Here is a 20428-nt window from a genome sequence, read left to right on the forward strand (position 1 = left end):
TTTTTCAGCCCAATAATAATTTATGCAGATTCTTGTTCGTTAATAAACTTTTTTATGTTTGAACGAAATACGTCTGGAGTGAAATACTTATTATAAACCATTTTTCCTTTAGAAGAGATTTCGGCCCACTTAGAACGATTTTTGATTACCTTGACCAGAACATCCCTAATTCCCTCGGGGGAAAGAGGACTAACAATAAATCCAGAAACCCCATCTTCTATGTAATGGGACGTTCCAACTGTGTCAGCGCAGATCAGTATCTTACCCAGCGAAAGCGCCTCCATGGACACCAACGGCAAAGGATCATCCCGAGAAGGTACTAGAACAATATCCGAAGAACTCAAGAAATCCTGAACGTCTTCATGGCTTAAATGATCAAATAAAGTAATATTACTGTAGTTTTTTGATATTTTTTCGATCTTACTTCTGAAGTGCCTATCATTCGTACGCCCGGCAAACTTCAACTTGACGACAGCCTTGTATTCTTCAGGAAGGCATGCATAAGCAGCAATCGCCAGATCCTGGCCTTTTCTTGGTTCGTATGTACCTACAACAGAAATCACAACCTCGAAACTGTTCAAACGCAATTGGCTTTTTTTTGGCTCAGCGCACCCTGGTAAGATATAAGGCACAACACCGGTCAATTGCGTCAGCTTTCGTGCAGTCAGAGGACCTGCAGCTAACAGTCCGCTTGCACTTTGCAGGCTTCCGACAAACTCGGGCTTTGTCTCAGCGAAATGACGGATGAGGTCACTTTCATGCGAATACAAATAGACCTTTGTCAAGCCTTTCAGCTTTTTAGGAATTTCCCACGTGACGATCGTATTGCACAGAACGAAGTCAAAGTTCTTCGCCAAATTGATAAAGCTATCATGTGCCTCGATACAAAGTGGATCAATGATAATATCGATACTGGCGTCTTGCAAAGGCTTGCGAAAAACACCGTCCGAAGGAGACAATACCAAGACATAATGCCCTTCTCTGGTGAGCGTTTGAGCAATGTCATACAAAACCTTCGGTGCACCACTTCCTGTCAAGTCATGAGACACTAAGAGAATATCTTTCCCCTTATACGTTTTGTTTTTTTTGTTCGAAAGAAACAGACTAATCGGCGACGGTGAGTCAATATAAAGAATATCTCTCATAGAGGGAGGAAAAAACGGATCGTATGAAATATATTTCCACCATCTTTTTAGAAGAAATATATCTGACTTGTCTTTTTTGTGTTTTCGTTCTTTTTTCGCACCAATAGACAGATGCCCAAAATGCGTGAGTTCCGTATAGGGTGTGTAGACACAGCTGAGGCCGAGTTCGCGAACTTTGAAGCAAATATCGACATCAGAATGCGATATAGGCGTATTGACCGCGTCGAAGCCACCGATTCTTTGAAAAACATCTTTCCCGATCATCAAGCACGCACCGCAGATAAGAGAAACGTCTCTCAGGCATTGCGCAAACCCGAAATGTGCTGGTGTGAAGTTGAGAAATGTATGAAACGCCGTTCCGACAAACCCGCGAACACCAGTCACCATTCCCGCGTGCTGAATAGCACCGTTTTCATAAAGAAGTTTCGGCCCCACAATGCCGACCCCAGGTTCGTTTATGGCCTCAAGCATGACGTCAAGCCACTCGGGATCTGTGATCCTGACATCATCATTGTAAAAAATAAAATACTCTCCCGACGCCACATCTGCGCCTACATTGCATTTTTCGGAGAAATTGTATGCTTTGTTGTATTCAAGGTACAAAATATCAATACCACTAATACGACTCTCGCATACTTTCTTGCAGTCGCTGTTGCAAACGACAATAATCTCATATTTTTCGTATGTTGTCAGAAATGCGATAGAAGATATAGATTCTTCTATGTATTTGGGATTATCTGACGGTATTATAATCGATATTAGTGACGTTGACCGAATCTTACTCTTCACCATCCTATTCGAAAAGCGAAGGCCAATAGCCCTACCAGGAATGCCTCGTCTATCATAACTGTCCTGGAGAGCCGAGATATTTGTCAATCTTGCTAACGGCTTACCACCAATAGCTGCAGAGCCTTGAATCATACGCCATCCATACAGGCATTCCGGTATATGGCAAACGACCGGAGAAAAGTCACTGATCCGCAAAGCAAGATCATAGTCCTGTGAGAAATCAAATTTTGATCGAAAACCTCCCACCTTTTCAACAAGGCTTTTTCTATACGCCGACAGGTGACCTGTATACATTATGGCCTTAAGAAGAGAAGGACTCCAGTCCGGTTTAGTGAAAAGTTCGTCAGCTACGTTATTTTCGTCGATTTTGCATTCATCCGTGTAGATCCAATCTACCGCCTCATTTTCTCGAATGGCCACAACAATTTTCTCTATAGCACGCTGAGCCAGAAGATCATCATGGTCAAGGAGTGCAATATATGATCCGGTGGCCATGCGTAGGGCAGTGTTAGTCGCTTCTGCTATCCCTCTATTTTTGTCGTGAAAGCAGAATTTCACTCTCGAATCATAAAATCCGTAATAATCTATTATGGATTTCAATTCATCGCTACATGAAAAGTCGTCAACTATACACAGCTCAATATTGCCGTATGTTTGTGACAATACCGATACGATGGCCCTTTCCACGTATACAGGCGGCCCTTTGTAAACAGGAAGAAGAATGGAGATTTTTATTTTATCAGAAACACTCCCAACATCGCTTTCCTTGACAATGAAAGATTCACAGCATTCCATCTGCCTCCTTCTATACGCATCAAGTATTTCTCCTCGCGCGTAGACTTCTTTCGCCTGCACAATTTGTTCACTCGGGATCAAACCCAAACCATAAACCGTAATCTCGTTTGAAATTTTATCCGGCCTCTTTCCACACAAGCCGGACATCGTTGCATATACTTCCCACGCATCGGAAAAAGAGGAAAAGAAAGTATTTGTCTTCCAGAGCTGGTAATTTTTATCCACCTTGGGATTATTTCTTCCTCTCCTTATTTTTGCAGAAATAGAAAGAGTCTGCACAGAAGATTCTTTTACTTTCTTTTCCAGAAGCTCTATGGGAGCAGAAATCCGGATGCTTGGATCCTGAGGAATCCAATGTGGGCGAGGTTTGTCTAAATTAGACTGATCGATAATTGCCCATTCGGATACACTATTTGGAATACATTGCATCAATTCCTGATAAGCGTTCTGGTTGGAAAGTTCATTCGATTTTAAATAATTGGAAAACATACTCATTTTGTTGTTAGAAAGCTTACTCAGATGCCCAATCTGCAAATAAATATCCGAATCATCCCCTTTTATAGAAAGGGCCTTTCTGTAATAAGTAAGTGCCTCGCTATAATTTCCAATATCTTTCAAACAGTTCCCTATCTGAACCATTATGTCGTATCGATCTTCATTATTTTTCAGATGTATTTTATACAATTCAGCAGCTTCTTCGAACTTTCCTTCGTCTCTTAGAGCATCTGCATTACTTAAATTTGATCGAGGTTTGTCATTAGTTGCTTTCAATATATTTTCTTTTATATGTCTCATTTTCTTAGTTACATTTTGAAAAGCCATTTACCACCCCCAACTCACTCGAAATTATCCAAAACGTCATCGGAATAATGTTTTTTTTAACACTTGACCCGTACAATTGCAATACGTGATTTTTGAATAAAATTCAGAAAGATAATAGGATTTTTCGAATCTCGGGGGAAGCGCCCCCCGAAAATGGGACCGGGCCTTAAGTTGGAAATACCTGTCTCTGTCATATGATGGAGCGATGATGACGAAGAAGACGAGACGGAAGCTGGACGGGGCGTTGAAGGCGCAGATTGCGCTGAAGGCGATCCGTGAGGACGTGACGGTGACGGACCTTGCACAGCGCCATGAGGTTAGCTACAGAGCCTTGATTGAAGGCCATTTTTCCGACCAGATCAGAACGCCCGAATGGATCGTGGATGCCATCTCATGGATGGTCGGGAATGCAACTCACCAGCGTGACCTGTCTGAGAAATTCTTATAAGAATTTCTCAGAGCCCATCCAAGATCATCTTGAATCATTGGAATCATTTGTGATTTTCTGTTGGCGACCCCGATTCGCAGGAGTTGCTGATGTGGACCGTCGAGAACCGCGCCCGGTATGACCGGAGCCAGCTTCGCTATCCGAGCGATCCGACGGCTGATCCCGGCTGACCGGCGTGGCGGCAACAAGCGGACAGAGAACGTGCGGAAGTCATGAACGGGCTTATGTATGTTCTTGGGACGGGTTGCCAATGGCGCGCAATACCAAAGACCTCCCGCCGCGCAGCACGGTGAACTCCTATTTCTGCCGCTGGCAGCATGACGGCACGCTCGATCGTCTGCACCACGCGCTTTACGTCCTGTGTTGCGAAGACGTGGCGCGCCAGGCCAGTCCGACAGCGGCAATCATCGACAGCCAGAGCGTCAAGGGCACTGAAAAAGGGGGCGGCGGATCGATCCGCCCGGTTTTGACGCCGGCGAGAGGATCAAGGGCAAGAAGCGGCATGTCCTCGTCGATACGCGGGGCCTGCTGATGGGGGCGATTGTTCACGCGGCCGACATCCAGGACCGCGATGGCGGCGTCGTGCTGATGGCGACCCTGTTCGGCCTGTATCCGTTCCTTCTGAAACTCTATGCCGATGCCGGCTATCAAGGAGAAAAGTTCCAGAAAGGACTGGCCAAGGTCTGCCGCTCCGTGCACGTCGAGATCGTGCGGCGCGGCGACGCCGGCAAATTCATAGCCCTGCCCAAGCGATGGATTGTGGAGCGCACCATCACCTGGTTGAACCGCTGCCGACGCCTAAGCAAGGACTGGGAGTGCCTCAATCATAATGCGCTCGCTTTCCTCCGATGGGCGTCAGTTCGCTTGATGGTCAGAAAACTCTGTAATCGCAGATAATGATCTTCGGACAGATTCTCAGATCCGCAGTCCAATAAAATATTGATTCTATTGCCTATTTGATTCAAAAACTCGCTTGCAAATTTTGGAATCAGGACACTAGAGCCATGTCCGTTCACACTGGTTCACGGATATGGCGCCCGCCATCGCCTGCGACAAATCGAAGCGCACCTCACCTCTCTCGATGCCGCTATTACCGCCGTGATCGCCGCCGATCCGGTGCTGACGCGACGGCTCGCCATTCTCACCAGCATCCCCGGCTTGGGTGAAATCACCGCCCAGGCTCTGATTGCCGATATGCCCGAACTGGGCACTATGGACGAACGTCAGGCCGCCGCCCTGGCCGGTCTGGCACCCATTACACGACAGTCGGGGAAATGGCAGGGCAAGAGCTTCATCCAGGGCGGACGTTCCCATCTGCGACAGGCCCTCTACATGCCCGCGCTCGTCGCCATGCGCTTCAATCCCGATCTCAAATCCCGCTATGACGTCCTCGTCACTCGCGGAAAACACGCCAAGATCGCCATCACAGCTATCATGCGCAGGCTCGTCGTCATCGCAAACGCCCTGCTCCGCGATGATCGAACTTGGACCCCAAAAGTCGCTTGATCACAACGGATACTCTAACAATCCTCATAACGCGTAACTGCTTCAGCGACACTTTCGTACATAGTCAAATGACGATCATGCAACAAAGCACCCATATTACAATGCTCTCTAATAAAACCCATATCATGGGATACAATAATCAGCGATCGGTCAGATCGCTTTCCAAACAACTCGTCCTGACATCGCTGCAGAAAACGTGCGTCCCCCACCATGATGACTTCGTCGATCAGATAACAATCGAATTCGATAACAATCGAAAGTGCAAAGGCCAGACGTGCACGCATACCAGAAGAATAGGTCTTGACCGGTTCTGCCAATTGTTTTCCCAACTGGGCGAAGTCGTCGACATAGGCACGGGTTTTTGGGTAATCTAGACCATAAATACGGCAGATAAACCGCAGATTATCCAGTCCCGATAGACTTCCTTGGAACGCACCACCGAACGCCAGGGGCCACGATACGCTCATTGTCCGTTCAACATGACCCGACGTCGCAATCTCAACACCGCCGATAATCTTGATCAGCGTTGACTTTCCAGCGCCGTTGCGCCCCACAATACCAAGCTTACACCCTTTTTCGATCGTAAAATTGACCCGGTCTAACACATGGCGCACGCCGCGATGAACCGGAAACGCCTTGCTGATATCCACACATCGAACCATCGGGTGGGCGATATCCGACATATCATTGAACCACTATATGACGACGCGCGCGTAAGGTCAGTGACAAACCAATCAAAAAAAGAACAAATGTAATCCAGCTGTCATAAAAGATGTCATAATGTGCATGTGCACTATCGCCGAACTGACCGGCTCGAATCATTTCTATATTATCGACACTCGGCGACAGCAAAATCGCGTTCTGCCACCGGGGCGGCAACCAATCGACCATCATGAAGGCGCCAGAAAAAGGAAGAGAAAGATAGGATAGAATACCAATGCTTTTTTCGACCAATTCCGACACCTCACTCAAGGCCGCCACAAGCAATGCCGTTGCAACACAGAATAAACAATGAAATCCTAGCCCAAGATATAACATTCCATAATCTTTGGGCGGTTCGATATACCCCAGCAACCACGCCCCGAGGAAAACCAAAAAACCCGCACCCAGTGCGCCCGTGATCTCCAAAATTGTACGGGCCAGTATGATATCGAGTGGCGTTACCTGCCTGTGGAACAACAAACTGCCATTCGACTGAAACGCAAAAACCGCCCGGGCAAGGGAATGTCGCCACATCGTCAGCGGCACATAGCCCGTTAGCACTATAGCCGTGGTCGGCAGATTATGTTCATGCGAATCCCGTATCGCCGTCCAGACAATTGAAACGCCCGCACAGAACAAGATCGGCTCCCCAATAACCCATAAGAAACCGATATTCTCTCGCCCATAGCGTGTGTTCATCTCGCGAAACAGTAGGGCGCCGATCACCCGACACTGAAGCATGAACAACCCGAAGAGCGAAAGCGGCCGGCCATTATGCAAGGGCGAAGCCGAAACCTGATGGCGTACCGACATCAAGTAATCTGGTGCTCGCGCGCGCCGCTGATCAGCAGCAGGCCCATCGCATACACCCCCAACCCTGTCGCAAACACGATGAGTATATTCGCGATTGAATGAGGATATTCCGGGTAGTCCGGCAGATCCGGCTTCGCGATCTCGTCAAGATATAATTGCTGGCGATCGGCTTGCGCCCTGGCGGTTTGCAGGCTGACAGTCGCCGCCGTCAGTTCGCGTTCCGCGATCTCACGCTGGACCATCAGTTCGTCATAGGCCGTGATCTTCGGCACCAGAGACGTATCGGGGCCGGTAATGCCCTTGTTGGCCCGAGCGATCTCGGCCTCCAACGCCTCGACCCGATGTTGATACACCGGCAATAGTGGGCTGTTCGGTGCCGTTTTGGTAACCTGCGCGATCTGCAGCTTGGCCGCCAACAGCATGGCCTTGAGCTGATCGATGTCCTGCAACATGGGGACCGACTGCTTCAGCGGGTCCAGCAGCCCTTCCTTGTTGCGATAGGCCGCAAATGCCAGTTCGATATGTTGAATCTTGTCTTCCGCCTCGGTCACCTCTTTCTGGGATGACGCGATCATGTTCCGGCGTTGCCGCTCGTTCATCTCATTCACCAGGCGCTCGCCGGCGTCGATCAGCGCGCGGCCGATCCGCTGGGAATCCTGGGCTAAAAAGGTACGGACCGCAAGGTTCGAGATACCGGTTTCGGTGTCGAGTTCGGCAATCACATGGCCCTGATAATATTTAAAAAAATGTTCGAACGTCCTGCCTCGGTAAAACACCGGGAAACGGGCAAGGAAATCTGCATCCGAATGGTCGAAGACCGCCCGAAGGTTCTGCGTCTCGATCAATTTGCGCGCCGCGTCGCGCGACATCATATAGGTCTGGACGGCGTACGTGTCTTCGTTGCCGCCTCCGCCGCCTGACCCCATCTGCTGAAGCAGACTGCCGAACATGCTCGGCGTCTGCATGCCCGGCCCCCGGACCACAAAATAGGCATGGGACACATATTGGGGGGACGCGACAAAGGCGTAATAAATAGCCGCCAGGAACGTGGGCAACACGACCAGCAGATTGAGCCCGGGGCGCTTGCATACCCAGTCGATCAGTTTGCCGACCGACGATGCCTGGGGTATCGCGCGTTGCGGTACCGCCTCACGCGCTGCAATATTGGCTTTGACCATACCCGCGTTCATGCCCCAAGCCCTTCCGAAACGCAAATCATGCCCCTAGCGTAGCCTGAGAAAAACGGACGCGGCCAGATCTTCCCTCACGTCATCCATCCACCCCAGTCTCTATCTTCAGTATAAGATGAGTGCGCGGATGTGTCCAAATTATGAGAAGATGTGATCGTATATCCCCTCTCACACAATCGGATACGCTTCGTTGTCTGCCTGCTCCCTACCGCGACAAATCGATCTCCACCGTATCATCTCCCGCGTGCAGCCGCCTGATCTCATCGCACGCCGCAATCCAGTAGCGGGCCTTGGCAGCGTCCCCATCCACGCGCGCTTCGTCCAGGTGCGTTTGGGCTATAGCCAACGCGGCCTCGCCATAGCGTGCATACAACTCGGTCGCGGTTGCTTCAGGACGAGAATTCACGCGTTCCTCCCGCTCATTACGGATCATCGGTCATTCAAATCTGGGATCGCCTAGCATCCAGGCAAGAGGGGTTCCCTCCCCCTGATCCAGCATGTCATTAAGGAATCCCCTTGCTGCAGGACATCTCCATGATCGACGCGCTGCACCATGTCGCCATTATCTGCTCGGATTACGGCCGATCCAAGGATTTCTATACGCGGATCCTCGGACTGCCGATGATCCGCGAAACCTACCGCGCCGCGCGCAAGTCATGGAAATGCGATCTGGCTGTCGGCACGGCACAGATCGAACTGTTTTCCTTCCCCAATCCGCCCCCGCGTCCCTCGCGGCCCGAAGCACAGGGTCTGCGTCACCTGGCCTTTACGGTGCGCGACCTGCGCGCCGTCGTCCGCCGGTTGGAGGAAGCCGGAATCGAGGTCGAGGCGATTCGTACCGATGCCCTGACCGGTCGCGATTTTACTTTCTTCGCCGACCCCGATGACTTGCCGCTGGAACTCTATGAACTCGCCCCCGGCACCTAGCTAGGCTGGTGTCGCCGCCAGGCCGACCCGGCGGCTGCGGAACAGGCCCGCGGCGATCTGTCGGGCCTCTTGCAGCGAGGACATGATCTGCCCGTTCAGCGGGCGCAGCCATTCATGGATGGCACGGAACACGCGTGCGCCGCCGCGGCGGGACTGAATGACGACCCCGACGAAGACGCCGTCGATCTCGACGATTTCGGATTTGAACATAGCCGAATTCCCTCGTGCTGAAGCACGCGATCAAGGGCCCGGAAGCGTGCCCTGTCCCGTCGGCCGGGCCGGCGGAGACACCGGCTGCTATGCACACTCTCCCGCGTCGAGACAATAACAGGACGGCGAAGACTTGATGACATCCCCATGACAGGGCCCGCCGGATTCACCCGCTCCAAAACGTGCGATGGCGGCGGAATTTACGCCAGCGCAGGTGCGCGTCCCGATGAACGGCGATCTGATGGCCACATAAAAAACCCGTGACCGCCCCCAGCATGTGCTGCAGCCGCGCATCATCCTCCGCCCCTTCGCCGAGTCGCGCCAGCAGATAGCGCGTGGTCAGCACGTCGCTGTCCATTCCCAGGACGTCCTGCAATGCCGACAGCTTCTTGATGAAATCCTTCGTCTGGTCCGAATCCGCATACAGCCCGCGGAAGAACTCGGCGGTATAGCGCAGCTTCTTCAGGGCCACGCGCAGCCGGTGCCTGTCCTGGGGCGGCAGCAAGGCGAAGTCCCGTCCGGCACGCAATGCCTTGCGGTGCAGCCGCTCGAGATGACGCGCGGAAAAATCGATCGCCGGTTCCTGCAGCGAATCCTGCGCCATGGCCGCCAGGGGCGTGACCCACAGCTCGCCCTCGACCATCTGGTCCAGGATGGTCTGGAGTTGCGCAGCGTCCTGCCCCGTCAAAGCCTGCCGCGCCTGGGCATAGGCCGACCGGCGCATCGGTTCGGCGCGCGGCGCCAGCGTTTTCGTCGCATCCAGGTCCATCAGCCCAAGCGGCTGGAGGCTGGGCAGCGTCGTCATCAGGAAGACGTCCCAGTTGCGGGCGTCGCCCACCGCCTTCGCCAGGACCTTGGCATGGGCCGAGGCGCCCTCGAGCACCACGTTGGGATTGTCGCGCTGCAGCAGGCGGGTCAGGACGCGGAATCGCCGCAAGGCGACGCGCACCTGGTGCACGCCTTCGGCATTGCGGCCGTCGATCGCGGCTGGGATGTTCGCCGCCAGATGGTCGCGGAGGATCGTGACGATCCGTCCGGCCGCGACGCGGATCGTGTCGTCATGCGCGAGCAGGATTGGCGCGCTGCGGTGGCTTTCGGGCAGGCTCATGACGATGCCTCACTTCATCCGGCGCGATGACGGTGTATGGAATCGCAAAGCGCGGGATACGCGAGAAAGTTGGGATTTCATGGAGTCCAGGGCGATGGCCATCGAGCCTGTTGCCTTGCCGGGTCGGAGATAGTGGGATATTTTGTTTGGTTTCGCATGACGAAAGGCTTATTTCCCGATGGTCGAGACGCTGCAGCAGTTCGCCAGCGACAATTATGCCGGCATCTGTCCCGAGGCGCTGCGCGCGATGGAGGATGCCAATCGCGGGTCGGCCCAGGCCTATGGCGACGATCCGTGGACCCAGCGCGCGGCCGAGGCGTTCCGTGCGGCTTTCCAGGCCGATTGCGAGCTTTTTTTCGTCTTCAACGGCACGGCCGCCAATTCGCTGGCGCTGGCGTCGCTATGCCAGTCCTATGAAAGCATCATTGCCGCCGATATCGCCCATGTGGAAACCGACGAATGCGGCGCGCCGGAATTCTTTTCCAACGGCGCCAAGATCCTGGTCGCGCGGACCGAGAACGGAAAATTGACCCCGGCGGCGATTCGCGGCTTCGCGCTGGGCCGGACCGATATCCATTTCCCCCGCCCGCGGGCCGTGACCATCACCCAGCCGACCGAGACCGGGCAGGTCTACAGCCTGGAGGAGATCCGCGCCATCGCCGCGGCCTGCCGCGAACTGGGGCTGAAGCTGCACATGGACGGCGCGCGCTTTGCCAACGCGGTCGACAGCCTGGGCTGCACCCCCGCCGAGATGACCTGGCGCGCCGGCGTCGACGTGCTGAGCTTCGGCGGCACCAAGAACGGCATGGCGGTCGGGGAGGCGGTGATCTTCTTCGATCGCGGGCTGGCCGAAGGGTTCGATTACCGCTGCAAGCAGGCCGGGCAACTGGCCTCGAAGATGCGTTTCCTGTCCGCGCCCTGGGCGGTGATGCTCGAAACCGGCGCCTGGCTGGCGCATGCCGCCCACGCCAACCGCAGCGCCCGGCATTTCGCCGGCCAGGTTGCCGGGCTGCCCGGCATCGAGATCCTGTTTCCGGTCGAGGCCAATGCGGTGTTCCTGAAAATGCCGGCGGAGGTGACCGCCGGCCTGCGGGCGCGGGGCTGGAGCTTCTATACCTTCATCGGCGACAGCGCGCGGTTCATGTTCGCCTGGGATGCCGATCGCGGCCGCATCGACACGCTGGCGGCCGATCTGCGGGCATTGGCCCAGGATGCCGCCGGCTAGATCGTCACCCGTCCCTCGATGGCGGTGACGACGGTGCCTCCGACCCAGATTTCGCCCGCGTCGCTGGTGATGGCGATGCGTCCCCGGCGCCCCAGCACCGTTCCCTGCCGCGCGACATAGGACGGGGGCGCCAGGCCCGCGCCGATCATCCACATGGCCAGGCTGGCGTTCAGGCTGCCGGTGACGGGGTCCTCGACCCCGTCCGGACCGCCGGTGAAGGCCCGTACCTCGAACAGCGCGTCGTCGCGGTCGGGGGCGGTGTCGAACGGCGCGACCAGCCCGACCTTGAGGTCGCCCAGTGCCGCGTAATCGGGCCGCACCGACAGCAATTCCGCGCGGCTGCGCAGCATGACGGCGACCCAGCCCGGGCCGTTATCGGCCCAGTTCGAAGCCCGGATGGAATCGGGCGGCAGGTGCAGCCCCCGCGCGATCGCCGCCAGCACATCGGCCTCGACCGCGCCGGCCCGGCGCAGGGGCGGGGCGGCGAAGGCCAGCATCGCGTCCTGCCGCCGAACGGGCACCAGTCCCGCCGGACATTCCTGCACGACCTGCCTGCCGCGCGGCACGCCGCCCTGCTGCAGCCACACATGGCAGGTGCCCAAGGTGGGATGGCCGGCGAAGGGCAGTTCCTGCTGCGGCGTGAAGATCCGGACGCGGTAATCCGCGTCGGGATGGGTGGGCCTGAGCAGGAAGGTCGTCTCGCTGAGATTCGTCCAGTTCGCGAATGCGGCCATCTGCGCGTCCGTGAGCCCGTCGGCCCCGGTCACGACGGCCAGCGGATTGCCGCCGAACGGGCGGGTGGCGAAGACATCGACCTGATGAAAAGCAAATTCAGCCATATTTTGATTTCCGATCCTCAACCGCCCGTTCGGGCATCCCACGCCGCGCCGTCTTCGGTCCATGCCCGCTCCAGCAGGGGGGAATGGACCTGCGCGACGGCCCGCGCCAGGCTCGCCCGCCGGCAGTCCGACCGTTCCACCGCCGCCCGGATATCTTCCAGGCTTGCCGTTTCATCGCCGCAGGCTTGGAGCGCGGCGTGCTCCAGCACGCGCAGGAAGCGCCGCGCGCGCGGCAGGTCGCCGATATCCGCGGCGCGGTACGGAACACGCACCGCCGTGGGCGCGGTCTCATCCTCCTGCCCATGAGCCGGCCGGCCATGAAGCGCCATCAGGACCATGAGCCCCAGAACGATGATCATCCCGATGCTGGCGGCCTCGACCTGCACGCCGATACGCCCGGCGAACGCCCCGTCGCGACGGGATTCAACACGGTTTTTCCGCACCATGAACATCATTGATCACCCTCCAAGGCGAAGAGTCCTTTTCTGGCGGCAGATTGTACTATTACAATTTGCGCGAACTCTTCATGAGCGTAATTTTTCCTTGATACATTTCTTCGTCAATATCTATATTGTCATAGTTCAATTTGCGGATCGAGACCGGCAATGACGCGATGGCGCCCCGAGATTCCTTCCGATGCCACGCCGCTCTATCTGCGGCTGGCCGATGCGATGGAGCGTGATATCGGCGCCGGCACGCTGCCGGCCGGCATGCGGCTGCCGCCGCAGCGCGACCTGGCCCACCAGTTGGGGCTGAGCATCGGGACCGTCACCAGGGCCTATGCCGAGGCCGAGCGGCGCGGCCTGCTGGACGCGCATGTCGGGCGCGGCTCGTTCGTGCGCGGCAGCCTGCCGGACCTGACGGCGCCGTCGGTCCTGTTCCAAGCGGCCCATCCGGCGGCCGATCCGGAGACGGTGATCGACCTGCGCTGCAATACGCCGCCCGCCATCGCATTGTCACGGTCGGTGGAGCTGGCCGTTACGCGTCTGGCCGCGACGGCACAGCTTGAGCCGTCGGTACAATATATCCAGGGGACCGGGCTGCGCCCGGTGCGCGAGGCCGGCGCGGCCTGGCTGGCACGGCGGCATGGGCTGGCGTGCGATCCGGGCGATCTGATCCAGTGCAATGGCGGCCAGCATGCGATCGGGCTGGTCCTGTCGTCACTGTGCCGGCCGGGCGATACCGTGCTGTGCGAATCCTCGACCTTTCACGGCGCCAAGGTCGCGGCCGAGCATCTGGGCCTGACCCTGCGCGGGGTGACGATGGACCAGGAGGGGCTGGACCCCGCCGCGCTGGACCGGGCGCTGGCCGAAACGCGGGCCCGGCTGCTGTTCACCCTGCCGACCCTGCACAACCCCACGACGCGCAGCATGAGCCTTGCGCGGCGCGAGGCGATCGTACGGATCGCCCGCCGGCATGACGTCACGATCTTCGAGGATGACGCCTATTGCGCCTATGCCGACCCCGCGGAGCGGCCGCCGCCGATCGCCGCCCTGGCGCCCGAGCGCACCCTCTATCTGGCCAGCATTTCCAAGGGCGTCTGCCCGGGGCTGCGCCTGGCCTTCGTCGCCCTGCCGCCCGCGATGCCGCGCGAGCGGCTGATGCGGGGCATTCGCGCCTTCGGCTATTGCCCGCCGGCGCTGGGGGGATTGATTTTCGCCCATTGGGTGGCGGAGGGCACCGCCGACGCCGTGGCCGACGCGGTGCAGGCCGAAGCCGCCCATCGGCTGGAAATGGCCCGGCGGATCCTGGGCTGCGCGATGGACCAGCCCGGCGCCAGGCACGCCCCCCATATCTGGCTGCCGCTTGCGCCGTTGCAGGCCGAGCGCGTCATGGGCCGCGCGGCCCGGGCGGGGGTCGAGCTGACGCCGCCCGAGGCGTCGATCGTCTCGCGCGACGCGGCGTCGGGCCTGCGCGTGTGCCTGGGCGCCGCCGGAGACCGCGCCACGCTGGAGCGCGCCCTGACCATTCTGCACGGGGTGATCCGGGAGAGCGATTCGGTCCGGACCGACAGCGTCGTTTGAAAGCATCACCGGGAGCACGGAACGCGCCGCCCGTCACGGGCCGGGATCGCGGGGCCAGAGCTGGATCGCGCCCGGGTCGATCCTGACGCGGCAGGCGTCGCCCGTGACGCCGTCGGAGGGGTCCGTCGGAATGTCCAATATCGCCGCGCCCAACCGCAGGCGCATCGGATGCTGCCCGTCGCGCAGCGCGCCGCGCCGCAGGATCGCGGCCGGATAGTCGCCGTCGGGCGCCAGGCGGACCTGATGAGGCCGGACCGCCCAGCGCATTGCGGTCCCTGCCGCCGGGGCGTCGCCGGCGATGCACAGCGCCACCCCGCCGCCGATATCCATTCGGCCGCATGGCAGCATGAGTCCGTCGTGAATCTGGTCGGCCCCCAGCAGCCGCGCCGCGATCTCGCTGCCCGGACGGGTGAAGACCGATGCGACCGGGCCGGCGCGGACGATGCGGCCGCCATCGAGCAGGATGACCTCCTCCGCCATCTCCATCGCTTCGGCCGGGTCATGGGTCACCAGGATGGTCATGGCGCGCATGGGCCCGAGCACGCGCAGGACGTCGCGGCGCAGCCGGGCGCGCAGCGGCGCGTCGAGCGCCGAGAACGGTTCGTCCAGCAGCACCAGATCCACCTCGCGCCGGGATAGGGCGCGGGCCAGGGCCACGCGCTGCCGCTGTCCGGGAGACAGTTGATGCGGGTAGCGGGCCGACAATTCATCCAGCCCCATCAGCTTCATCCATGCCGCCGCCCGGTCGGGCGTGCTGTCGGCAGCGAACGAAACCTGCCGCGCCACCGTCAGGTGCGCCGGCAGGGCGTAGCCCTGGGGGACGAAGGCGATGCGCCGGCGCTGGGGCGGCACGTGGCCGAGATCGTCGTCATCGAGGCGGATTGTAGGGCGGATCGTGGCATCGGCCGCGTCGTCCAGGCCCGCGATCAGGCGGAGGGTCATCGACTTGCCGCTGCCCGACGCGCCGAGGATCGCCACCCGCCGCGCCCGGATGCGGCATGCCAGGCGAAGATGGAAACCGCCTGCCCTGTGGTCGAGCGCGAGGGACAGGGTCCGTGGCGGGGCGTCGCTGTCCGCCGTCTCGACCAGGGGGGCCGGCGTGCCGCCCGGCAGCGGAGCGTCCGCCCGGCGGGGGCGTGTCAGCGCCTGCCCCGCTGCCAGGATCGTCGCGGCCAGGAGCAGGGTCGGCGCCAGGATCGGCAGCATCGCCGGCAATCCGCTTTCGCCGAACGCGACATAGGTGAAGACCGGAAGGGAATAGGGGTGATAGGCCACCATGACCGTCGCCCCGAATTCGCCGAACGCGCGCAGCCATGCCAGGAGCAACCCGGCCAGGATCGCCCGCCAGGCCAGCGGCAGGCTGACGCGCCACAATACCGCGCCCGGGCCGTGCCCCAATGTCGCCGCCACGTCCTCGATCGCCGGATCGACGGCCGAGAAGGCCGAACGGGCCGCGACGATGGCGAAGGGGGCGGCGACGAACGCCTGGGCCACGACGATGCCGGCGAAGCTGTCGCCGAGCCCCAGCGCGCCGAGCGGGCCGCCATATCCCAGCAGGAACAGCAGCAGGATGCCGCTGGCGAGCGGCGGGAGCGCCAGCGGCAATTGCACGACGCCCCCCAGCACGGCCAGCCACCGGTTGCGGCCCCGCGCCAGCAGATAGCCCAGCGGGATGCCCAGCAATGCCACCGCCACCGTCGCCACCGACGCGCTGGCCAGCGACACCGCCGCCGCCCGGAGCAGCGCCGCGCGGTCCACGCCGTGCCAATCCGCGCCCCCCATGCGCGCCAGGCCGGCCGCGAACGGCGCCAGCAGGGAGGCGACCAGGACGAAGGAGAGGATGCGGACGGCGACGGGCATGCGCCCCATGGACACGATCCGATCCGTCAGGCGGGGCGCAGCAGCGAGCGCAGGGCGGGTGGAACAGCGGCGGGATCGCCCATGACGGTGGGTGCGTCGCGGAGGCCGGGCACCTGCAGGCCGTATTGCGCCAGGACCGCCCTGCCCCGCGCGCCCAGCAGGAACGCCACCAGCCGTTCCGCGCCGTCCGGGTTCGGCGCATCGCGCAGGATGGTCACCGTATAGCGGGCCGAAAGGGCCAGGGCGGGCGGCAGGGTCATGGCCGGGATGTGCAGCGCCGCGGTTTCGGTCGCGTAGAAGAAGCCCACATCGATCTGCCCGGACTGCAGCCGCCCGACCAGGTTTTCCTCGGGCCGGACCTGGCGGTCGCCATCGCCGGCGTGAAGGATCCGGTCGGCGAGGCCGGGCTGGCGATAATATGTTTCGGCCTGATGCAGCAGCTTGACGGTCAGCGCGCCCTTGGGGTCCAGCAGGGGGTCGGTGCGGCCGATCCGGACGCCGGGCCGCTGCAGGGCCAGGTACCAGGGGTCGCTTTGCAGCGCGGCCGCGAACCGGCCGCGCGGGTCATAGCCGAGCACCAGCGGGGATTGGGCGAACAGCGCGTACCAGCGCACATGATCGCCATGTGCCGCGCCCAGCCGCAGATTCAGGGCGGGATCGGCACTGATATAGATATCGGCGCGCCGGAGGCCGGCCGCGATCTGGTTGGCCAGCGCCCCCGATCCGCCGGCATAGCCGCGAAAGACGTCCGTGCCCGTCGCGTCGAAGGCCGGCCCGATGCCGCGTTCCATCGCGGTCAGCAGCGATCCGGCATAGAGCACGTCGACGGTGCGGCCGCCGCGCGCCCGGGCGGCCCAAGGCAGCAGGCCGGCCGCCATTACGAACACGCGCCGTCGCATCCCGCCCCCGCCCTTCACGCTATATGGCCCTTCGCTCTATATAGCCGAATATAGACTAAGGCCGGGTTTCGCGGCCGTGCAAGTGGCGGGACTCATGAAGGTGGCGTGGCGCCGGGCAGGTGCCACCCGTAATGCAGGGCCAGGAGGCGCAGCCCGAAGCAGGTCGCGGCACCGGCGCAGGCGACCGGCCTGCCCGGCAGCGCCAGCCGATGCCCCGCCACGACGACGAGCGCGCCGGCCAGCGCGGCGGTGGCGTAGATGTCGGACACCAGGACCATCGGGACGCGATTGACCAGGATGTCGCGCATCACGCCGCCGCCGATGGCGGTCACCATCCCCAGCAGGGCCGCCCCCAGCGGCACCAGGCCGCGCGACAGCGCCTTCTCGGCACCGGTGACGGCGAACAGCGACAATCCCGCCGCGTCCAGGACCGCGAGCGGGTACCAGGCCGGTACCGGACGCAGGACATGCCGCGCGGCGAACAGCGCCAGGCCGGTCAGGCATGCCAGGGCGGGATAGCGCCAGTCGCGGACGGCGCTGGGCGGGGTGTCGCCGATCAGCACGTCGCGGATGATGCCGCCGCCCAGCGCCACGACGCATGCCACGACCACGACGCCGAACACGTCCAGCCCGCGACCGATCGCCGCCATCGCGCCCTCGGCGGCGAAGACCATGGTGCCCGCGAGGTCGCCGGCCAGGACGATCCGGTCCATCCGCATGCGCGCCGTTCCGGCCGGCCTGCGCTGCGATGGGTGCCGACCTGCGGTCCCCCGGTCTGTGGTCCCCTGGTCTCCACTCCCCCGGTCTCCAGTCATTGTGACCTGGTCCCTCTTTTCGTGCCGGGCCCGGCTTCCCAGCCTATCATCACACCAGGAACAGGAGAGTCCCGATGACGAACGCACCGGCAGACATCGCCACCGACCTGATCGCCCGTTACGGCGCGCAGGCCGCGGCGCATGCGACCGACCGCATGGAGGAAGCCCGCGCGCAGAACGAGATCGACGACGTGCAATGGTGGACCGCCGTCCTGAGCGCCATCGAGAAGCGGCGGCCGCCGTCCGGGAAGGCATGACGGGGGCCGCGCGGACACGGCCCCCGGCCGCCGTCAGTGCCGGGGCGCCAGGATTCCGGCCAGCAGGTCGGGTGTGCCGGGCAGGCGTTCGAGATGCGGGTAGCGCAGGCCGCCATGATAGGAGACCGCGATCGTCACGTAGCGGTCGCCTTCCTTGAGCAGCAGCGCGATCGGCGCCGCGTGCGGGTCCCGCGCTTCGGTGATCGCGTCCTTGAGCACCGCCGGATCGTAGGCTTCGCCATTCACCGCGACCAGTTGGGCGTCGCGCGTCACCCCCGCCTGCCAGGCCGGGCTGCCCCATTCGACATTGGACAGCGTGCCGCCCTTGCCGACGACGAAGCCGACCGAATAGCTGAAATCGGCGACGTGGCGCAGCGCCTCATACGAGGTCATGAAATCGTTCGGCCGGTCGGTATAGGCCAGGCGATAGCCGGCGCGCGTGAAGCCGTCCAGCGGGGCATGGGTCGAGGTCCGGTCCAGGCGCCGGCGCAGGAACGACGCCCAGTCGTAGGGCTGGATATCGTTCAGCGCCTGCACCAGGTCGGCGAAACCGTAGGTGCTGGTGACGAAGCTGCCGTCATGCGTGCCGAAGAAATGCCGGGCGAAATCGTCCAGCGAACGCTTGCCGCCCGAAAGCTGGCGGATCAGCGTATCGGCATCCAGCCAGACGAGCTGGCCTTCGGAATAATAATCCTCGCTGCGCTGCCAACTGCGCCATGAGAGCGGCGCGCGCCGGGCGATGACGGGATCGTTGGTGGTGTCCTGCAGCGGCCGCCATGTGCGCCCCCGCCGGGTGTCGTACAGCGCCGCGACCTCGGCCAGCGCGTCGATCACCTGGGCCTGGGTCATCAGGCCCGCGCGGGCGGCCAGGACATAGCCCCAATACTGGGTCTGTCCTTCATAGACCCAGAGGCCGGACCCGCGCTGCGGCGTGTTGAAATTGGGCGCCCACAGGTCGGCCGGGCGGCGATACTTGCCGTTCCAGGAATGGGTGTATTCGTGCGCCAGCAGGTCGCGCGCCGCGAAGGTCTTGTCCCAGTCGGTGAAATAGCCGCGCGGGCCGCTGTTCTCGCTGGAGCGATGATGTTCGAGGCCGATCCCGCCCAGTTCGTCGGTCAGGGCCAGCAGGAAATCGTAATGGTCGTAATGGTGCGACCCGTAGAGCAGGCCGGCCTGCGCGACCAGCGCGCGATGCGCGCCGATCTGGGCGTCGGTCGCCGCCAGTTCGGCCGGCTTGTCCGCGACCAGGTTGAGCGTGACCGGCACCGCCGCGCCGGGGGCAAGGTCGATGCGCCGGAAATAGCGGCCGGCGAAGAGCGGCGAGTCGACCAGCGTATTGTACGGCACCGGGTCGAAGGCCACCGTGTCGCCCTGCGCCCCGTGCGCGCGCAATGCCGTGCCGTACTGCCACCCGTGCGGCAGGCGCAGGTCGGCCTGCACGTCGATGCGGCGGGTGAAATACCCCGCCGGGTAGAGCGACACCGCGTTCCACTGCACGTTCAGCATGGCGGGCGTCATGACGACGCGCCCTTCCGCCGGCGAGACGGGCGACAGAAGCTGGAACGAGACGTCGAGTTCGTGCGTGCCTTTCGGCACCGGCACGTGGAAGGCGCTGACCGTGACGCTGTCGCGCACCCAGTCGACCGGGACGCCGCCCGCCTTGACCACCAGGCCGCCGAACTGATCGAGCGTGCCGGTCGGGGAATGATCGCCCGGCACCCACATCGGATAGAGCAGGGTCAGGTCACCGCCCGACGCCGCCAGGGAAGCGGGGACCGGCACGGTTTCGTGCACCGACAGGATATGCCGCGCCAGGTCGGTGGCATCGACCGCAAGGCGGATCGTGCCGCCGAAGGCGACGTCGCGCGGCGGAGGAACGGAATCCGGCAACGGCAGCATCTGGGGCAGCATCTGGGGCGGCGTCTGCGGCAGGGGCTGAGGTTGGGGCTGGGGCTGGGGCTGGCTCGCCGCGTGAGCGGGAGCCGCCAGCGCCGCGCCGAGCAGCGCGGCCAGGAGCGAGGGGGACAACGGGCGCAAGAGGCACATCTCTCGAA

At 61.0% G+C, this 20428-nt stretch carries 19 protein-coding genes and 1 pseudogene; 7 read left to right on the plus strand and 13 right to left on the minus strand.

Translation table 11 applies throughout. The features are described from left to right. Positions 1-20: 20 nt before the first annotated feature. Positions 21-3551: a glycosyltransferase gene (locus AAC691_RS05150; protein WP_342629183.1), complete on the minus strand. Its 3531-nt coding sequence runs from the start codon at positions 3549-3551 to the stop codon at positions 21-23. A gap of 205 nt (positions 3552-3756) precedes the next feature. Between AAC691_RS05150 and AAC691_RS05155 the strand changes: the two genes are divergently transcribed. The 3 genes and pseudogenes from AAC691_RS05155 to AAC691_RS05165 all read left to right on the plus strand — a co-directional run bounded on the left by AAC691_RS05155 (position 3757) and on the right by AAC691_RS05165 (position 5505). Continuing rightward, positions 3757-3999: a hypothetical protein gene (locus AAC691_RS05155; RefSeq protein WP_342629184.1), complete on the plus strand. Its 243-nt coding sequence runs from the start codon at positions 3757-3759 to the stop codon at positions 3997-3999. 89 nt (positions 4000-4088) lie between these two features. Then, positions 4089-4896 (plus strand): annotated as a pseudogene (locus tag AAC691_RS05160) (IS5 family transposase). Between the two features lie 201 nt (positions 4897-5097). Continuing rightward, positions 5098-5505: a transposase gene (locus AAC691_RS05165; protein WP_342629185.1), complete on the plus strand. Its 408-nt coding sequence runs from the start codon at positions 5098-5100 to the stop codon at positions 5503-5505. Between the two features lie 14 nt (positions 5506-5519). Here the strand turns inward: AAC691_RS05165 and AAC691_RS05170 are convergent, their stop codons facing one another. From AAC691_RS05170 to AAC691_RS05185, 4 genes are all read right to left on the minus strand, one after another. Beyond that, entirely contained in the window at positions 5520-6167 is a 648-nt protein-coding gene (locus AAC691_RS05170; RefSeq protein ID WP_342630153.1) for an ABC transporter ATP-binding protein, read from the minus strand. Between the two features lie 22 nt (positions 6168-6189). Further along, positions 6190-7020 carry an ABC transporter permease gene (locus AAC691_RS05175; RefSeq protein WP_342629186.1) on the minus strand — a complete coding sequence of 277 codons (831 nt, stop codon included), beginning with the start codon at positions 7018-7020 and terminating at the stop codon, positions 6190-6192. Further along, complete coding sequence (locus AAC691_RS05180) at positions 7020-8210, minus strand: capsule biosynthesis protein (RefSeq protein ID WP_342629187.1); 1191 nt, start codon at positions 8208-8210, stop codon at positions 7020-7022. The genes AAC691_RS05175 and AAC691_RS05180 overlap by 1 nt, the downstream gene beginning before the upstream one ends. 205 nt (positions 8211-8415) lie before the next feature. Continuing rightward, complete coding sequence (locus AAC691_RS05185; protein ID WP_342629188.1) at positions 8416-8643, minus strand: hypothetical protein; 228 nt, start codon at positions 8641-8643, stop codon at positions 8416-8418. Between the two features lie 83 nt (positions 8644-8726). On the opposite strand from AAC691_RS05185, the gene AAC691_RS05190 reads away from it, so the two are divergent. Then, on the plus strand, positions 8727-9137 hold the full coding sequence (locus AAC691_RS05190) for a VOC family protein (protein ID WP_342629189.1): 411 nt from the start codon (positions 8727-8729) through the stop codon (positions 9135-9137). Here the strand turns inward: AAC691_RS05190 and AAC691_RS05195 are convergent, their stop codons facing one another. After that, positions 9138-9347, minus strand: coding sequence for a hypothetical protein (locus AAC691_RS05195; protein WP_342629190.1), 210 nt, complete (start codon positions 9345-9347; stop codon positions 9138-9140). A gap of 166 nt (positions 9348-9513) precedes the next feature. After that, positions 9514-10455 carry a CHAD domain-containing protein gene (locus AAC691_RS05200; protein ID WP_342629191.1) on the minus strand — a complete coding sequence of 314 codons (942 nt, stop codon included), beginning with the start codon at positions 10453-10455 and terminating at the stop codon, positions 9514-9516. 178 nt (positions 10456-10633) lie between these two features. Between AAC691_RS05200 and AAC691_RS05205 the strand changes: the two genes are divergently transcribed. Continuing rightward, complete coding sequence (locus tag AAC691_RS05205; protein ID WP_342629192.1) at positions 10634-11680, plus strand: low specificity L-threonine aldolase; 1047 nt, start codon at positions 10634-10636, stop codon at positions 11678-11680. On the opposite strand, the gene AAC691_RS05210 is transcribed toward AAC691_RS05205, so the two are convergent. Beyond that, entirely contained in the window at positions 11677-12519 is an 843-nt protein-coding gene (locus AAC691_RS05210; protein WP_342629193.1) for a PhzF family phenazine biosynthesis protein, read from the minus strand. The two genes, AAC691_RS05205 and AAC691_RS05210, sit on opposite strands and share 4 nt — an antisense overlap. A 17-nt stretch (positions 12520-12536) precedes the next feature. Continuing rightward, complete coding sequence (locus AAC691_RS05215) at positions 12537-12965, minus strand: UrcA family protein (RefSeq protein ID WP_342629194.1); 429 nt, start codon at positions 12963-12965, stop codon at positions 12537-12539. Positions 12966-13124: 159 nt separating this feature from the next. Here AAC691_RS05215 and AAC691_RS05220 point away from each other — a divergent pair, with 159 nt between their 5' ends. Then, positions 13125-14543, plus strand: coding sequence for a PLP-dependent aminotransferase family protein (locus AAC691_RS05220; protein ID WP_342629195.1), 1419 nt, complete (start codon positions 13125-13127; stop codon positions 14541-14543). A 33-nt stretch (positions 14544-14576) separates the two neighbouring features. Here AAC691_RS05220 and AAC691_RS05225 read toward each other — a convergent pair whose 3' ends face one another. The 3 genes from AAC691_RS05225 to AAC691_RS05235 all read right to left on the minus strand — a co-directional run bounded on the left by AAC691_RS05225 (position 14577) and on the right by AAC691_RS05235 (position 18021). After that, a complete protein-coding gene (locus AAC691_RS05225; RefSeq protein ID WP_342629196.1) occupies positions 14577-16412 on the minus strand; it encodes an ATP-binding cassette domain-containing protein in 1836 nt (611 codons plus the stop codon). Between the two features lie 17 nt (positions 16413-16429). Continuing rightward, positions 16430-17281, minus strand: a complete 852-nt coding sequence (locus AAC691_RS05230; RefSeq protein WP_342630154.1) for an extracellular solute-binding protein — start codon at positions 17279-17281, stop codon at positions 16430-16432. A gap of 113 nt (positions 17282-17394) precedes the next feature. After that, entirely contained in the window at positions 17395-18021 is a 627-nt protein-coding gene (locus AAC691_RS05235; protein WP_342629197.1) for a trimeric intracellular cation channel family protein, read from the minus strand. Positions 18022-18191: 170 nt separating this feature from the next. Between AAC691_RS05235 and AAC691_RS05240 the strand changes: the two genes are divergently transcribed. Further along, positions 18192-18374, plus strand: coding sequence for a hypothetical protein (locus tag AAC691_RS05240; protein WP_176640557.1), 183 nt, complete (start codon positions 18192-18194; stop codon positions 18372-18374). Positions 18375-18407: 33 nt separating this feature from the next. Here the strand turns inward: AAC691_RS05240 and AAC691_RS05245 are convergent, their stop codons facing one another. Further along, positions 18408-20420, minus strand: a complete 2013-nt coding sequence (locus AAC691_RS05245; protein WP_408906096.1) for a M61 family metallopeptidase — start codon at positions 20418-20420, stop codon at positions 18408-18410. Positions 20421-20428 lie beyond the last annotated feature (8 nt).

The organism is Nguyenibacter vanlangensis, from assembly GCF_038719015.1.
GTDB classification, from domain to species: domain Bacteria; phylum Pseudomonadota; class Alphaproteobacteria; order Acetobacterales; family Acetobacteraceae; genus Gluconacetobacter; species Gluconacetobacter vanlangensis.

Coding starts and splice junctions, on each gene's coding strand:
- AAC691_RS05150 (WP_342629183.1), bottom strand. CDS start 3,551: ATGGCTTTTCAAAATGTAACTAAGAAAATGAGACATATAAAAGAAAAT.
- AAC691_RS05155 (WP_342629184.1), top strand. CDS start 3,757: ATGATGACGAAGAAGACGAGACGGAAGCTGGACGGGGCGTTGAAGGCG.
- AAC691_RS05170 (WP_342630153.1), bottom strand. CDS start 6,167: ATGGTTCGATGTGTGGATATCAGCAAGGCGTTTCCGGTTCATCGCGGC.
- AAC691_RS05175 (WP_342629186.1), bottom strand. CDS start 7,020: ATGTCGGTACGCCATCAGGTTTCGGCTTCGCCCTTGCATAATGGCCGG.
- AAC691_RS05180 (WP_342629187.1), bottom strand. CDS start 8,210: ATGAACGCGGGTATGGTCAAAGCCAATATTGCAGCGCGTGAGGCGGTA.
- AAC691_RS05185 (WP_342629188.1), bottom strand. CDS start 8,643: ATGATCCGTAATGAGCGGGAGGAACGCGTGAATTCTCGTCCTGAAGCA.
- AAC691_RS05195 (WP_342629190.1), bottom strand. CDS start 9,347: ATGTTCAAATCCGAAATCGTCGAGATCGACGGCGTCTTCGTCGGGGTC.
- AAC691_RS05200 (WP_342629191.1), bottom strand. CDS start 10,455: ATGAGCCTGCCCGAAAGCCACCGCAGCGCGCCAATCCTGCTCGCGCAT.
- AAC691_RS05205 (WP_342629192.1), top strand. CDS start 10,634: ATGGTCGAGACGCTGCAGCAGTTCGCCAGCGACAATTATGCCGGCATC.
- AAC691_RS05210 (WP_342629193.1), bottom strand. CDS start 12,519: ATGGCTGAATTTGCTTTTCATCAGGTCGATGTCTTCGCCACCCGCCCG.
- AAC691_RS05215 (WP_342629194.1), bottom strand. CDS start 12,965: ATGGTGCGGAAAAACCGTGTTGAATCCCGTCGCGACGGGGCGTTCGCC.
- AAC691_RS05220 (WP_342629195.1), top strand. CDS start 13,125: ATGACGCGATGGCGCCCCGAGATTCCTTCCGATGCCACGCCGCTCTAT.
- AAC691_RS05225 (WP_342629196.1), bottom strand. CDS start 16,412: ATGGGGCGCATGCCCGTCGCCGTCCGCATCCTCTCCTTCGTCCTGGTC.
- AAC691_RS05230 (WP_342630154.1), bottom strand. CDS start 17,281: ATGGCGGCCGGCCTGCTGCCTTGGGCCGCCCGGGCGCGCGGCGGCCGC.
- AAC691_RS05235 (WP_342629197.1), bottom strand. CDS start 18,021: ATGCGGATGGACCGGATCGTCCTGGCCGGCGACCTCGCGGGCACCATG.
- AAC691_RS05240 (WP_176640557.1), top strand. CDS start 18,192: ATGACGAACGCACCGGCAGACATCGCCACCGACCTGATCGCCCGTTAC.
- AAC691_RS05245 (WP_408906096.1), bottom strand. CDS start 20,420: ATGTGCCTCTTGCGCCCGTTGTCCCCCTCGCTCCTGGCCGCGCTGCTC.